Here is a 12,412-nt window from a genome sequence, read left to right as displayed (position 1 = left end):
AGTCGGCCTATATTACTAATTCTACATCTTCAGAAAACTCTGTTTCGGTCGAATCAGCAAAGACTATACCACACCAGGCATAGCTTCAGAATTCCGAGCGGCGGCCCACCTTAAAAACACTATATTTGCAGCCAGAACAGCGACCCCGGAGCCATAGACCAGATATTTAAAATCGTCCGTATTGGGAAGAAAACTACCTGTACCAAAAAGAATCAATGTCGCCAAAGTAGTTGTTAATGAACTCAACGAGTTTAATTCACCCCGCTGTCCTTCAGGAATAAGTCGCTGTCTCAATTCGAACTCTCCGTTGGAGAAACCATAAAGCCCCACACGGGAAAGAAGGATGCACCCCAGGAAGACATACACCGATACTGAAGAACCGGCAGCAAAGGCAACGATCCCCGCAGTCAAAGTCAGTCCTTGAAATCCCAGATGCCATCTGGAACTTGGAATCAAGCCGTATTTTCCAACTAAATAAGGGAACGTCCAAGTCGAGATCAAACCAAAAACCGCACCCAACCCACGGAAGATACCAATCTCCACTTCAGGCAAAGACATTCTGTCCTTCAAATACCCCGTCAATAAAACACCGTGAGGACTTAGCACTGAAAGCCACAAAAGTGAGTAACTTAAAATCAGTAAGAATATGGGATTGGAAACGGATTCTTTCACATTGAAGTGAAAAAGCTCCTTCCAACTCTTAGTTGCATTAATATTTCGAAAGTGCAGGCCTGACTTTTGAATCACGTTTTGCAAAAGGAAGTATTCCGGAACAAAAGAAACTAGATTCCACACGGCCACCAAAAACAAACCAGCCATCGGAACTTGAGTAGAGTGAACGGCAAACAGCCCCCCTGCCACGATCGGGGCCCCAACCTCGCTGCCCAAATCGATTCTTCGCAACCAGCTATTAAAGTGAGTCAGCTTATCAGGAGAAATCAGTGCCGGAGCCAGATCATTCCCCACTGAAATATCCGTTATTAATGACCCCAGGGAGGCTAGAACTCCAAAAGACACCAAGAAACCAAAAAGCGGAATGACCGCCGTCGGCCCAGCAATAGCTCCTGGCCCATGCACAGCATCGTTCAAAACATAGAAGCAGCCCATCCCGCCCAAGACAGCAGCAAACTGGATCCAGATGCCCACTCTGACAATATGACTGCGCTGCTGGGAATCCATCCACTTGCCAATCCAAGGGGTCACAAGAAAAGTCCCGATTTTCATTATAAGATAGTACAAAGCGGCGATCTGAAGTTTCCCTGGAAAGACACTCAGTAATGCAAAGGGAACCACAAAGTCCCAAGCCTGATCTCCCGATCGCGTCAGCAGTCTTCCGAGAAGAAGTTGAGTTTCAACTTTAAACACCCTATCCATGAACCTTGACATCCTATCCCCCGGGAGGGGATACTAGAATCATGTCACATAAAAAGCAACACGCAAGTCACGAGGATGTTTCAAAAAGACTGAAGCGCGCCAAGGGGCATCTTGAAACCGTGATCAAGATGATCGAAGACGAACGCGAATGCGTGGACGTCGCCAGACAGCTTCACGCCGTGGCCAAAGCCATCTCGGCCGCCAAGAGCGTTTACATTCACGATCACATCGAACACTGCCTGGATGGTAATCACAAAGATCTGGATCTGGACGAAATCAAAGAGATCACCAAGTACATATAAAAAGCTCAGCCCCCAAGGGGACTGAGCTTTGTCATTCACAGAGGTCTTGCGTTGATATCACGCGGAGCCTGTTTGCGCTGGCGAGCCCACTGACGTTCTACCTTGCCGACAAAGTTGCGAACCGCTTCGGCAACTTCTTCAGGTTGCTCAATAACCAGAGCATATCCCGCATGATGGATGGTTTTATATTCCGCACCTGTGATGCCTTTGGCCAGACGACGATAGGATTCCAAACTTGCCGGAGCATCCTCATCACCGGCCAGAATCAAAGTGGCACAACGAACTTTCGAAAGATCTTTTGTGACATCTTTGCGATGGAAGATCTGCGTGGCCGCATCAATTTCTTCGGGTTTCAAGCGACTGACGTGACTGATCCATTTTTCCCGACGACTGACCTGCACAGGATCCTTCGTGCCTTTGAATGTGGAACCAAACCACATTTCAGAAAAATCCTTCACGTTGGCTTTCATGCCTTCTTTCTTCGCTTTAGCGACAAAGCCGTCCATCTGCTTGATGGTTTCAGCGCTGTCGGCCTCAGCGGTGGCTCCCATCAAAGTACAGCTTTTCAATAGATCAGAGCGATGAACAGCAAGCTGCAATCCAACAAAGGCTCCAAGACAGTTACCTACAAAGTGACAGGGTCCTACATTCAGCTGCTCAATAAAGGCAGCCACATCTTTGGCGCTGTTTTCCAGATTATTCATGGAAGGTCCAACACTTCTACCCAAACCCCGGTGGTCGTAGCAAATGACTCGATAGTCATCCTCCAGGATTCGGATCAGGGGTTCAAAGACGGTGGTGTCTGTATATAACAGAGGACTCAGCACGATGCAGGGGGCATTCTTGGGCCCATGGTCTTCATAATAGTACTCATGACCGTTGACTCTTAAGGTTGCCATAAGACCCCCTTTCGGCTTCCAGCCTGAGACTACTCCCTCTATGGGCCACCACAAGACCCCCTAGACGAAAACAGTCCTTGACCAAGCGCTTCAAATTCACTAAAACCTTCTGTTCCCTGCCCCTTTTTTCCCATGGCAGAACCGAGGAGTTTCTATGAAAATCAAACTAACTGAGGTGCCTGAAGAGGGCCGATCCTACGTCTGGACTACAAAATCAGGCGAAGCCAATGCGGTTCTGGCTGACATCGTGGGTAAAAATCCTTACGAAGCTGAGTTTTTTATTAAACCGCTCAACTCCAAGGATTACGAGCTGACGGGCCGTATTACCACCAAGTCTCCGGAAGTCTGCTCTCGCTGCGGCAATGACATTGATTTCCCAGTAAGTGAGAAATTCCACGAGATCCTGATCCCTAAACAAGGTCAACCTCGCAACGGGAAGTATTCCAAGGTCAATCACGTCAGCGATCTGCCTGAAGGCGGACCTGAGGTTTCTGAGTACGAAAACATGGTATTTGATATGGGCGAGTACTTGCATGAAGTGGTAGCTCTTGCTGCGCCTTTTAATCCAGCATGTCCAGAAACAGTAGATGGAAAACCCTCAGATTGCAGAATTCCTGAGGAAGGTCAGCTCTTTAGCTACGACGAAGAATTGCCCGTCGAAAAGCCACAGAGCCCTTTTGCGGCCTTAAAGAACTTAAAACTTAATTAAATTGTTGATTTTTATCATTCTTTGGTTAAATTAACGTGCTTCAATTAGAACTGATTCAATAAGAGGTTTGAAATGCCAACTCCTAAGAAAAAAACATCCCGCTCTAAGCGTGACATGCGCCGCTCTCACGATGGTCTTACTTCTCCAGCAGTAGCTGTTGAAAAAAAGACTGGTGAGCTAGTTCGTCCTCACCGCGCATCCAAAGGTGCTGATGGCGCTTTGTACTACAAAGGCAAACAAATCAGCGCTGCGAAGTAATTCGCGCTATAACAGAATAGGTTGACTCCATGGCAGGAATGTATCGATCTCGAGTTTCAGGGATAGGCTCCTATCTACCAGAAAAGATCCTTTCAAATACGGATCTGGAAAAGATGGTAGAAACAAACGATCAGTGGATCGTTGAAAGAACCGGGATCGAGCGCCGCCATATAGCCTCTGAAGATCAGGCCACTTCTGATCTTTGTGTCATTGCCGCTCAGCGTGCTCTGGAAGATGCCAATCTTAAAGTCGAAGATATTGATATGATTTTGGTGGGCACCGTCACTGGTGACCATCAAATGCCGTCAACCGCATGTTTTGTTCAGGCTAAACTCGGGGCGAAAAATATCATGGCAGTGGATTTGAACGCCGCTTGCTCCGGCTTCCTTTACGGCGTCAGTATCGCTGATCAATTCATCCGCACAGGAATGTACAAGAACATTCTCGTCATCGGCGCTGAAGTCCTTTCCCGCTACATGAACTATAAAGACCGCGAAACCTGCATTCTTTTCGGAGATGGAGCCGGAGCGTGGGTTCTTTCTCGTGCAGCTGAAGGCGAAAAGAATGTCATCGAGAGCACTCACCTGCATGCAGATGGCAATCTGGCGGATCTTTTGATCCTTCCTGCGGGCGGAAGCAAAATCCCTCAATCTCACGAAGCTATCGACAAAGGCCTTCACTTTATGACCATGAAAGGCCGCGAAATCTTTAAGAACGCGGTTCGCACGATGGCCATGTGCTGCCAGGAAGCTCTGGAGCACAATAAGGTAAGTCCAGATCAAGTTGACTGGATTATTCCTCACCAAGCCAACAAGCGCATTATCGAGGCTGTGGCTGATCAATTCAAATTCCCAATGGAACGCGTGATTGTTTATCTTCAGGAAACTGGAAACACATCTGCCGCATCCATCCCTCTTGCATTTGACTGGGCCGTGAAAAACGGAAAAGTCCAAAGAGGCCAGACGATTCTGCTGACCGCATTCGGCGCAGGTCTCACATCCGGCAGTATTCTTTTGAGGTACTAAGACATGTTTACATTTGTATTCCCAGGACAAGGCAGCCAGCAACCTGGCATGGGCCGTTTTTTGTTTGAAAACTTCAAGATCGCTCAGGAAACCTTCGAAGAAGGCTCTGAGGCTCTTAAAATCGATATGAAAAAACTGTGCTTTGAAGGCTCTGAAGCCGACCTGGCACTGACTGAAAACACTCAACCTGCTTTGCTTTTGGTCTCCACCGCGACTCAAAGAGTTCTGACCAAAGATTTCGGCATCAAGGCTGTTGCCGGCGCAGGTCACTCTATCGGCGAATATGCGGCCTTGGTGGCAGCGGGCGTGACTCGTTTTGACGAGTCCATGCGCGCGGTGAAAACTCGCGGCCAGGCCATGCAATCTGCGGTTCCTGTGGGTAAAGGCGGGATGGTCGCTGTTCTGGGGCTTGAGCCGGATCAAATTGAAACTCTTTGCAGTTACGTTGTGAAAAACTCCGGAGCAGGTCCGTTGTCTGCAGCGAACTTCAACTCCCCTGGGCAAATTGTTATTTCCGGCTCACAGGCTGCGATCAACTGGCTCAAAGACAACTTCAAGCCGGAAGTGATTTTCGCCGAAGCTCCAAAAAGAGCCAAGTTGATTCCTCTCTCTGTTTCAGCACCTTTCCATTGTGAAATGATGAAACCTGCCGAAGACAAGATGAGAGAAGTTCTGACCGCGATGGAATTTAAAACCGCCTTGTTCCCGATCATTCAAAACTTCCACGCCAAAGCCGAAGTCGAAGGACCTGCACTTCGTGAAAATCTGATTCGTCAGGTTTCCGCACCGGTGCGCTGGACTCAAAGCATGGAAGTTCTTAAAGGCATGGGTCACTCTCAAATCATCGAGTGCGGCGCTGGCAAAGTACTTCAGGGCTTGCTGAAAAAGATCGACGCGGATTTCTTCAAAGTGATGACCACAACTTCCATGGAAGATGTGAAAATTATTGAAGATTCCCTGAAAGCTACGAGTCATTAAATTTTCTTGAGATTTACTCTGAGTTCGGCCAAAGTGTGCTCTGAAAACAACACAGGTTACTGCTTAAAAGGATTTTGCACATGAGCGGAAAATCGCTTCAAGGAAAGAAAATTGTTGTCACTGGCGGCAGCCGCGGAATCGGCGCTGCTATTGTAAAACTTCTTGCGGAAGAAGGCGCACAAGTGGCCTTCACTTATTCCTCCCGCGAAGAATCAGCACAACAAGTTGCTCACACCCTTCCCGGTGAAGGTCACTTCTATATCAAAATGGATATTGCCAACGAAGAGTCTGTAAACTCGGCGGTGGATCATATCCTTGAAAAATGGGCGGACGTGGATGGCGTTGTGAACAATGCCGGCATCACGAAAGACCAACTTTTGCTGCGCATGAAGTCCGAAGACTTCGACTCTGTTATCAATACGAACCTTCGCGGAACGTTCCTGGTAACCAAAGCTTTCACCAAACCTATGATGAAAGCACGCAAAGGCTCCATCGTTAATATCACTTCCATCATCGGTGAAACTGGCAATGCAGGGCAGGCCAACTATGCCGCTTCCAAAGCAGGTACTATTGCTTTCGCGAAGTCTGTGGCATTGGAACTGGCGTCCCGCAACGTGCGCGTGAACAACGTGGCACCTGGCTTCATCGGTACAGAAATGACGGAAGTTCTTTCTGAAGACGTGAAAACAAAAATGATGGAAAGGATTCCTCTGGCAAAAATCGGCGAAGGCAACGACGTTGCTCAGGCCGTTCGTTTCTTGCTCAGCGACGAATCCAAATATATCACCGGTCACACATTGGATGTGAACGGTGGTATGCATATGAACTAAATTCGCGAGATCACTCGCGAATAAAATCATCTCGCCTACGAGCGACATGATAGAGCTAATGCACTAGACTAGACTTGTAATATAAGTAATATTGAACGCATATTAGGAGGACAAATGGCTATTCATCCAAAGGTTAAAGACATCATCGTTGAACAATTAGGCGTAGATCCAGATAAAGTTAAGCCTGAAGCTTCTTTCATCGACGATCTTGGCGCTGACAGCCTTGATATCGTTGAACTTGTGATGGCAATGGAAGAAGAATTCGATCTTGAAATTCCAGACGAAGACGCTGAAAAGCTTAAGACTGTTCAAGACGTAGCTTCTTACCTTGAGAAAAAAGGAAAAGCTTAATTTATTATGAACTCCCGATTTGAACGTCCATCAAAACCACAAAGAAGAGTTGTCGTCACCGGAGTGGGCGCAGTCACTCCCCTTGGTAATACCATTGAGGAGAGCTGGTCAGCCGCGAAACGTGGACAATCTGGCATCGCCAAGATCACCAAGTTCGACACGACAGGCTTTGATGTGACTTTTGCCGGCGAAGTAAAAGGTTTCAATGCAGACCAATACATCGAGAAAAAAGAGCAAAAGAAGATGGACGAGTTCATTCACTACTCGATCGCAGCTTCCAAAATGGCCGTGGAAATGGCCAAGCTGGAACTGACCGAAGACGTGAAAAATCAAACGGGAGTGATTATTGGTGTCGGTATCGGTGGTCTTTCGAACATCGAAGAAACCGCCATCAAAATGAAGGAAAGAGGTCCGGGCCGTATCAGTCCGTTCTTCATCCCTTCTGTGATCACGAACCTGGCCGCGGGTCAGGTGACGATCGCAATGGGCCTGAAAGGTCCTAACTACTCTGTGACTTCTGCCTGCGCTTCAGGTGTTCACTCTATCGGGGATGCTGTTCGTTATATTCGTGACGGCGTGACTGATGTGATGCTTGCGGGCGGAGCAGAGAGCACAATCTGTGGTCTGGCTGTCGGGGGCTTTGCCTCCATGAGAGCTCTTTCCACTCGCAACGACGCTCCTGAAAAAGCCAGCCGTCCTTGGGATAAAGACCGCGACGGATTTGTCCTGGCTGAAGGTGCCGCGGTGCTTTGCCTGGAATCCCTGGAGCACGCACTTAAACGTGGTGCCAATATTCTTTGTGAAATCACAGGCTACGGAGTTTCCTCCGATGCTTACCACATGACCTCCCCGGCTCCGGAAGGTGCGGGCGGTTATGCGGCGATGTCCATGGCATTGAAAGACTCTGGCCTGAAAGCTGAAGAAATCAGCTACATCAACGCTCACGGCACAAGCACACCTGTGGGTGATGGCCTTGAGACTGCCGCGATCAAACGCCTTCTAGGCGATCATGCGAAAAAGGTCTGGGTTTCCAGCACCAAGTCCATGATGGGTCACGCGTTGGGTGCTGCTGGCGCTATTGAATCTGCCTTCTGTGTGATGGCAATTCGTGATCAGGTGGCTCCGCCAACGATCAACTTGGAAAACCCAAGTGAAGACTGTGATTTGGATTATGTTCCTCACGAAGCACGTAAGGGCACAATCAATCACGTCATCAACAACAGCTTTGGTTTCGGTGGAACCAATGCTTCCATGATCTTCTCGAAGTACGAAGGATAAAACATGCTTGTCTATGTTGGCTGTGATCACGCCGGGTTGGATTTAAAACTTAAAGTGATGGCAGCTCTTCCGGACATTCAATGGAAAGATGTCGGTACTCACAGTGCTGACTCTGTCGACTACCCGGATTATGCCGATCAGGTCAGTCGTGAGATTGTTAAAGTAGATCTTGAAAACAAGAAGAACAACATCGTGGATTCCAAACAAGGTCCAGCCCTGGGGCTTCTGATCTGTGGCTCAGGTCAAGGAATGGCTATTCGTGCGAATAAGTATTCCCACATTCGCGCCGCTTTATGCTGGAATGACGATATTGCCCGACTCTCAAGGGAACATAATAACGCCAACATTCTTTGTTTGAGTGCCCGCTTCTCCTCACCCGACGATGCGGTGAAGATGATCAAAACATTCCTTTCCACTTCCTTTGCAGGGGGACGTCACCAACAGCGTGTGGACAAGCTTGCAACCGACACTGGTTGTTGAGACTTTTAAAATTCATCTATTCGAGTCATAATTTTAGAGATTGATTTACCCTTCTTTCAGTTCTTGAAGGATATCCGTTACGTGAGCCTATGAGCTCAAGGAGTCTTTATGCATTCTACATCTCTGTCTTTGGCCCAAGTCGATCCGGAAGTTTTGGCCGCAATCAACAAAGAATCTGAACGCCAGCAATTTGGTTTGGAAATGATTGCTTCTGAAAACTACACCTCCAAGGCCGTGATGGAAGCTCAAGGCTCTATCCTCACAAACAAATATGCCGAAGGTTATCCGGGAAAACGCTATTATGGCGGTTGCGTGAATGTAGATACGGTTGAATCTCTGGCAATCGAAAGAGCCAAAAAGCTTTTCGGTGTTCAGTATGCCAACGTTCAGCCCCACTCCGGATCTCAAGCCAACATGGGTGTCTATCTGGCGGCTTGTAAATCCGGCGACACCATCCTGGGTATGGATCTTTCTCACGGTGGACACTTGACCCACGGATCTCCGGTAAACTTCAGCGGTATGTTATTCAAAGCCGCTTCTTACAAACTGGACTCTGAAACCGGCCGTATCAATTACGACACTATTCGCGCAACTGCCAAAGAGGTTCAACCAAAGCTGATCATCGCAGGGTACAGCGCTTACCCGCGCACTTTGGACTTTGCTAAGTTTAAGGAAATCGCCGACGAAGTGGGCGCACAATTGCTGGTGGACATGGCGCACTTCGCAGGTCTGGTGGCAACAGGTCATCACCCGTCTCCGGTTCCTTACGCGGATTATATCACCACCACAACACACAAAACTTTGCGTGGACCTCGCGGCGGTATGATTCTGACGAACTCAGAAGAAAAAGCTAAAATTATGAACTCCCGTATTTTCCCAGGCATCCAAGGGGGCCCTTTGGAGCACGTGATTGCCGGTAAAGCCGTGGCCTTTGGCGAAGCTTTGAAACCGGAATTCAAAAAGTATTCTGAGCAGGTTATCACAAATGCTCAAGTCCTAGCTGAGGCTTTGCTCTCTGAAGGATTCCAATTGGTCACTGGTGGAACAGACAATCACCTGATCTTGATTGACCTGAGTGATCGTGAAATCACCGGCAAAATTGCCGAGAACTCTTTGGATGAAGCTGGTATTACAGTGAATAAAAACACAGTGCCAAACGAAAAGAGATCTCCGTTTGTCACAAGTGGTGTTCGTATTGGAACTCCGGCTTTGACTACAAGAGGCATGGGCACTGCTGAAATGAAGCAAATTGCGAAGTGGATTTCTCAAGTGTTGAATAACGCTGACAATGTCGACATGAAAAATCGCATCCACGAAGAAGTAAAACAACTATGTAAGCACTTCCCAATCTACTAAATATCCTCGAGGTACGGACTTACTTATGGTTGTGCATGTGCGCTACCATAAGTAAGTCCGTACCTTTACCATCGTCGCTTACAAAAATGGCATCCTGTCGAAAAAGCACGGCTTTTCTGTGCGCCAAAACTAGTCATTGGTCAAAAAAATCTTTGGATCCAAGGGCTTATCAAGTATAATCAAAGCATGACACCAGGATGGAAGCAGCTAGTTAAATATGCAGGATGCATGGTTACGGTGGGAGCATTAGGCTCTTGCTCGACCTTTCACACACCCCTATCACGCGAGTACTTTGCTCCAAACAGCAAACATCCCCGCGGCACCGCCTCTGACCACAACCCCATGATCGAACAACAGTCCCTGACTTTCGATTGGCCGGTGGATCGCGCACGCATGACCCGTGGATTCTTACCCAATAAACGCCGCCCCCATTTGGGCATCGACTTGGCCGCCCCCAAAGGCACACCTATTTTGGCTGCTCAAGCAGGCACTGTGATCTATGCAGGCCGTGAGTTCCGTGGGTACGGAAAGATGGTTCTAGTCGAGTCTGGCAACGGATGGGCAACGCTTTATGCCCACTTTGATAAAATCCTGGTGGCCGAAGGGCAAAAGGTCCGCCAAGGAGAAGTCGTTGGAGCCATGGGCCGCACAGGACGCGCCACTGGGGTGCATTTGCACTTCGAAATTCGCAAAGACCGCGGACCTATCGATCCACTTCCTCTGCTGCCACAAGCCGCCACCGCAAAACTTTAAAAACAGCTTTAATAAGAACTTACAAAGGCCGCCGCAAAGCGGTCTTTTTTTTGCGTTCTGGGAAATAAAAAAGGCAGCCAATTGGCTGCCTTTTTCTTCGTTCGTAATTTCTAACCAATAATTAGAATACGTTCAAAGTCGTAGAAAGACCTACGTTTGTCAATTCTGGCTTCAGGTTCTCTGGAGCAAATTGCATGTTTGGATACAAGTAGATGTCACGAGTAACCGCGATACCCAAACCAAGAGACTGAGTGTACATGCTAGTTTCGAAAGTACCAGCATCATCAGATCTCATGTGGCTGTAAGTGAAAGGACGGAATACTGTACGGAAAGAGAATGTGTCGTTGAACGCATACTCTACGAACGGATAGAAACCGATACCGTAGTCAGAACGTCTGTCATCGTTACCGATAACGTCGAAGTTTTGAGCAGAGTCGCTGTACATGCTGTAGTAAGCAGATGTAGAGAAACCTGGCTGCCAGTTAGAACCCGCGATATCGAAGATAACAACGTGGCTCAAGCTCAAGTCACCAACGGATTTGATCACGTCAGTGTAGAATTCTTTAGTTGTGTGGCTGTAGCCAACAGAGAAAGAGTTCTGAGTGCCACCGATACGTTGAGTGTTACCCCAAGTGATAGATGGAGTGGAGATATCAGAAGCACCACCGTCTTTAGCCATTTTCAACATGTCTTCGCCACGGCTCTGGAATGGAGTCAGGATAGACACGCCAGTAGACAAGCTAACACGGTTGTTTGGGTTTACACGGTAAGAAACACCGATCTCACCAGAGATGTTGGATCTGCCGTCAAGAGCTGCTTCACCAGAATAGTTCGGGCGAACTGCGCCGAATGGCTCTACCAAGTTACCACCATTCAAAGTCAGGTCAGCACTCATAGACCATTTGGATTTGGAACCAGATTCAGCGCGCATTTTCGCGTTCGTGATCTCTTGATCCAAGTCTTTTACTTGTTCATCTTTAGCCTGAACATCAGACACTTTTACTGTGCTTGTGTTTGAGCTTTGCTCTTCTGCTTGAGCAACAGAAGTCATGGAAGCTGCCAAAATCAGTGACATCAAAATTTGTGTTTTCACTGTTTTTATCCCTTTCGATAATGGTTAATTATGTTTCTTAATTTATTTCCGTCTTTACGACTTAAAATCTTCTTCAACTAATTCGGTCCCCGGAATATCCCTGGTGCCGAAAAGGGCCAAAATGGTCCCAAATTGGAGCCACGTAGCCTTTAAAGCAAGTAAGGTGCCACGACTTTGGTCATGCGGCAATAGCAATTCTTGACGGATATCTAAAAAAACTGTCTACAAGACCCCATCTAATTCGATCTGAGGCCAAATAAGTCAATTTCGAGTGGTGTCACCGTGTTTCATTAAATTTTCATCTTGTTCTAATGACATGGCGCCCTGAAGTTTCTGCAGGGGCAAACTGCCCCTGCAAACCTACAAGTTGCCGAAAACACCTCGTATTTAAATACTTATATGAGGAGGTTTTTATGGCCGAACCTGCGGAACTCGATCGCGAAAGAGCCTTCCTTCACGAAATCGGAGTTTCGTTAAACGGAGCTCTCTTTATAATTGATCGATTAATTGAAGAAATTAAAGAAGAGGAAGGTCGACTGGAAACAGACTCCGAAGTGGAGCGGCTTTTTAACAATCTCGCAACTGCTTTGGTGAAGATCGACTATCAGGTCAAAGCCAGACACGGTCTGCTTTCCGAACTTTTGAACGAACAGATCCAGAAAGAAAAAAGGAAGAGATCCATGGGGAACTCTTCCTCTCGTGTTCCATAGTTTATTTCAAACAAAG

At 47.6% G+C, this 12,412-nt stretch carries 15 protein-coding genes; 12 read left to right on the top strand and 3 right to left on the bottom strand.

All coding sequences use genetic code 11. The annotated features are described in order from the left end of the window. Window positions 1-63 precede the first annotated feature (63 nt). Window positions 64-1,374, bottom strand: coding sequence for an ABC transporter substrate-binding protein (locus ACES2G_RS08925; RefSeq protein ID WP_374001848.1), 1,311 nt, complete (start codon window positions 1,372-1,374; stop codon window positions 64-66). A gap of 41 nt (window positions 1,375-1,415) precedes the next feature. On the opposite strand from ACES2G_RS08925, the gene ACES2G_RS08920 reads away from it, so the two are divergent. Next, entirely contained in the window at window positions 1,416-1,676 is a 261-nt protein-coding gene (locus ACES2G_RS08920; protein WP_347356394.1) for a metal-sensing transcriptional repressor, read from the top strand. 35 nt (window positions 1,677-1,711) lie between these two features. Here ACES2G_RS08920 and ACES2G_RS08915 read toward each other — a convergent pair whose 3' ends face one another. After that, complete coding sequence (locus ACES2G_RS08915; protein WP_374001846.1) at window positions 1,712-2,575, bottom strand: alpha/beta fold hydrolase; 864 nt, start codon at window positions 2,573-2,575, stop codon at window positions 1,712-1,714. Between the two features lie 154 nt (window positions 2,576-2,729). On the opposite strand from ACES2G_RS08915, the gene ACES2G_RS08910 reads away from it, so the two are divergent. From ACES2G_RS08910 to ACES2G_RS08865, 10 genes are all read left to right on the top strand, one after another. Then, complete coding sequence (locus tag ACES2G_RS08910) at window positions 2,730-3,284, top strand: DUF177 domain-containing protein (protein ID WP_374001845.1); 555 nt, start codon at window positions 2,730-2,732, stop codon at window positions 3,282-3,284. A gap of 72 nt (window positions 3,285-3,356) precedes the next feature. Next, complete coding sequence (gene rpmF / locus ACES2G_RS08905; protein WP_262552089.1) at window positions 3,357-3,542, top strand: 50S ribosomal protein L32; 186 nt, start codon at window positions 3,357-3,359, stop codon at window positions 3,540-3,542. Between the two features lie 29 nt (window positions 3,543-3,571). Next, window positions 3,572-4,567 carry a beta-ketoacyl-ACP synthase III gene (locus ACES2G_RS08900; RefSeq protein WP_347356400.1) on the top strand — a complete coding sequence of 332 codons (996 nt, stop codon included), beginning with the start codon at window positions 3,572-3,574 and terminating at the stop codon, window positions 4,565-4,567. Between the two features lie 3 nt (window positions 4,568-4,570). Next, window positions 4,571-5,545, top strand: a complete 975-nt coding sequence (fabD, locus tag ACES2G_RS08895; RefSeq protein ID WP_374001844.1) for an ACP S-malonyltransferase — start codon at window positions 4,571-4,573, stop codon at window positions 5,543-5,545. An 80-nt stretch (window positions 5,546-5,625) separates the two neighbouring features. Further along, window positions 5,626-6,375 carry a 3-oxoacyl-[acyl-carrier-protein] reductase gene (gene fabG, locus ACES2G_RS08890; protein ID WP_374001843.1) on the top strand — a complete coding sequence of 250 codons (750 nt, stop codon included), beginning with the start codon at window positions 5,626-5,628 and terminating at the stop codon, window positions 6,373-6,375. Between the two features lie 114 nt (window positions 6,376-6,489). Further along, window positions 6,490-6,726, top strand: coding sequence for an acyl carrier protein (acpP, locus tag ACES2G_RS08885; RefSeq protein ID WP_041871683.1), 237 nt, complete (start codon window positions 6,490-6,492; stop codon window positions 6,724-6,726). Window positions 6,727-6,732: 6 nt separating this feature from the next. Continuing rightward, window positions 6,733-8,004 carry a beta-ketoacyl-ACP synthase II gene (gene fabF, locus ACES2G_RS08880; protein ID WP_374001842.1) on the top strand — a complete coding sequence of 424 codons (1,272 nt, stop codon included), beginning with the start codon at window positions 6,733-6,735 and terminating at the stop codon, window positions 8,002-8,004. A 3-nt stretch (window positions 8,005-8,007) separates the two neighbouring features. Beyond that, a complete protein-coding gene (locus ACES2G_RS08875) occupies window positions 8,008-8,484 on the top strand; it encodes an RpiB/LacA/LacB family sugar-phosphate isomerase (RefSeq protein WP_347356407.1) in 477 nt (158 codons plus the stop codon). A gap of 108 nt (window positions 8,485-8,592) precedes the next feature. Then, a complete protein-coding gene (glyA, locus tag ACES2G_RS08870) occupies window positions 8,593-9,840 on the top strand; it encodes a serine hydroxymethyltransferase (protein ID WP_374001841.1) in 1,248 nt (415 codons plus the stop codon). A 228-nt stretch (window positions 9,841-10,068) separates the two neighbouring features. Next, window positions 10,069-10,593: a M23 family metallopeptidase gene (locus ACES2G_RS08865; RefSeq protein WP_347356410.1), complete on the top strand. Its 525-nt coding sequence runs from the start codon at window positions 10,069-10,071 to the stop codon at window positions 10,591-10,593. 121 nt (window positions 10,594-10,714) lie between these two features. On the opposite strand, the gene ACES2G_RS08860 is transcribed toward ACES2G_RS08865, so the two are convergent. Further along, on the bottom strand, window positions 10,715-11,686 hold the full coding sequence (locus tag ACES2G_RS08860) for a hypothetical protein (RefSeq protein ID WP_347356411.1): 972 nt from the start codon (window positions 11,684-11,686) through the stop codon (window positions 10,715-10,717). A gap of 413 nt (window positions 11,687-12,099) precedes the next feature. On the opposite strand from ACES2G_RS08860, the gene ACES2G_RS08855 reads away from it, so the two are divergent. Then, window positions 12,100-12,396: a hypothetical protein gene (locus ACES2G_RS08855; RefSeq protein ID WP_347356413.1), complete on the top strand. Its 297-nt coding sequence runs from the start codon at window positions 12,100-12,102 to the stop codon at window positions 12,394-12,396. Window positions 12,397-12,412 lie beyond the last annotated feature (16 nt).

The sequence above is a fragment of the Bdellovibrio bacteriovorus genome, from assembly GCF_041888015.1.
In the GTDB taxonomy this organism is placed as follows: Bacteria; Bdellovibrionota; Bdellovibrionia; order Bdellovibrionales; family Bdellovibrionaceae; genus Bdellovibrio.
This window is presented reverse-complemented; position numbering and strand designations above follow the sequence as displayed.

What these genes read in the sequence shown, in the direction of transcription:
- ACES2G_RS08925 (WP_374001848.1), bottom strand. Translation starts at nt 1,374, where the DNA reads ATGGATAGGGTGTTTAAAGTTGAAACTCAACTTCTTCTCGGAAGACTG.
- ACES2G_RS08920 (WP_347356394.1), top strand. Translation starts at nt 1,416, where the DNA reads ATGTCACATAAAAAGCAACACGCAAGTCACGAGGATGTTTCAAAAAGA.
- ACES2G_RS08915 (WP_374001846.1), bottom strand. Translation starts at nt 2,575, where the DNA reads ATGGCAACCTTAAGAGTCAACGGTCATGAGTACTATTATGAAGACCAT.
- ACES2G_RS08910 (WP_374001845.1), top strand. Translation starts at nt 2,730, where the DNA reads ATGAAAATCAAACTAACTGAGGTGCCTGAAGAGGGCCGATCCTACGTC.
- rpmF (WP_262552089.1), top strand. Translation starts at nt 3,357, where the DNA reads ATGCCAACTCCTAAGAAAAAAACATCCCGCTCTAAGCGTGACATGCGC.
- ACES2G_RS08900 (WP_347356400.1), top strand. Translation starts at nt 3,572, where the DNA reads ATGGCAGGAATGTATCGATCTCGAGTTTCAGGGATAGGCTCCTATCTA.
- fabD (WP_374001844.1), top strand. Translation starts at nt 4,571, where the DNA reads ATGTTTACATTTGTATTCCCAGGACAAGGCAGCCAGCAACCTGGCATG.
- fabG (WP_374001843.1), top strand. Translation starts at nt 5,626, where the DNA reads ATGAGCGGAAAATCGCTTCAAGGAAAGAAAATTGTTGTCACTGGCGGC.
- acpP (WP_041871683.1), top strand. Translation starts at nt 6,490, where the DNA reads ATGGCTATTCATCCAAAGGTTAAAGACATCATCGTTGAACAATTAGGC.
- fabF (WP_374001842.1), top strand. Translation starts at nt 6,733, where the DNA reads ATGAACTCCCGATTTGAACGTCCATCAAAACCACAAAGAAGAGTTGTC.
- ACES2G_RS08875 (WP_347356407.1), top strand. Translation starts at nt 8,008, where the DNA reads ATGCTTGTCTATGTTGGCTGTGATCACGCCGGGTTGGATTTAAAACTT.
- glyA (WP_374001841.1), top strand. Translation starts at nt 8,593, where the DNA reads ATGCATTCTACATCTCTGTCTTTGGCCCAAGTCGATCCGGAAGTTTTG.
- ACES2G_RS08865 (WP_347356410.1), top strand. Translation starts at nt 10,069, where the DNA reads ATGGTTACGGTGGGAGCATTAGGCTCTTGCTCGACCTTTCACACACCC.
- ACES2G_RS08855 (WP_347356413.1), top strand. Translation starts at nt 12,100, where the DNA reads ATGGCCGAACCTGCGGAACTCGATCGCGAAAGAGCCTTCCTTCACGAA.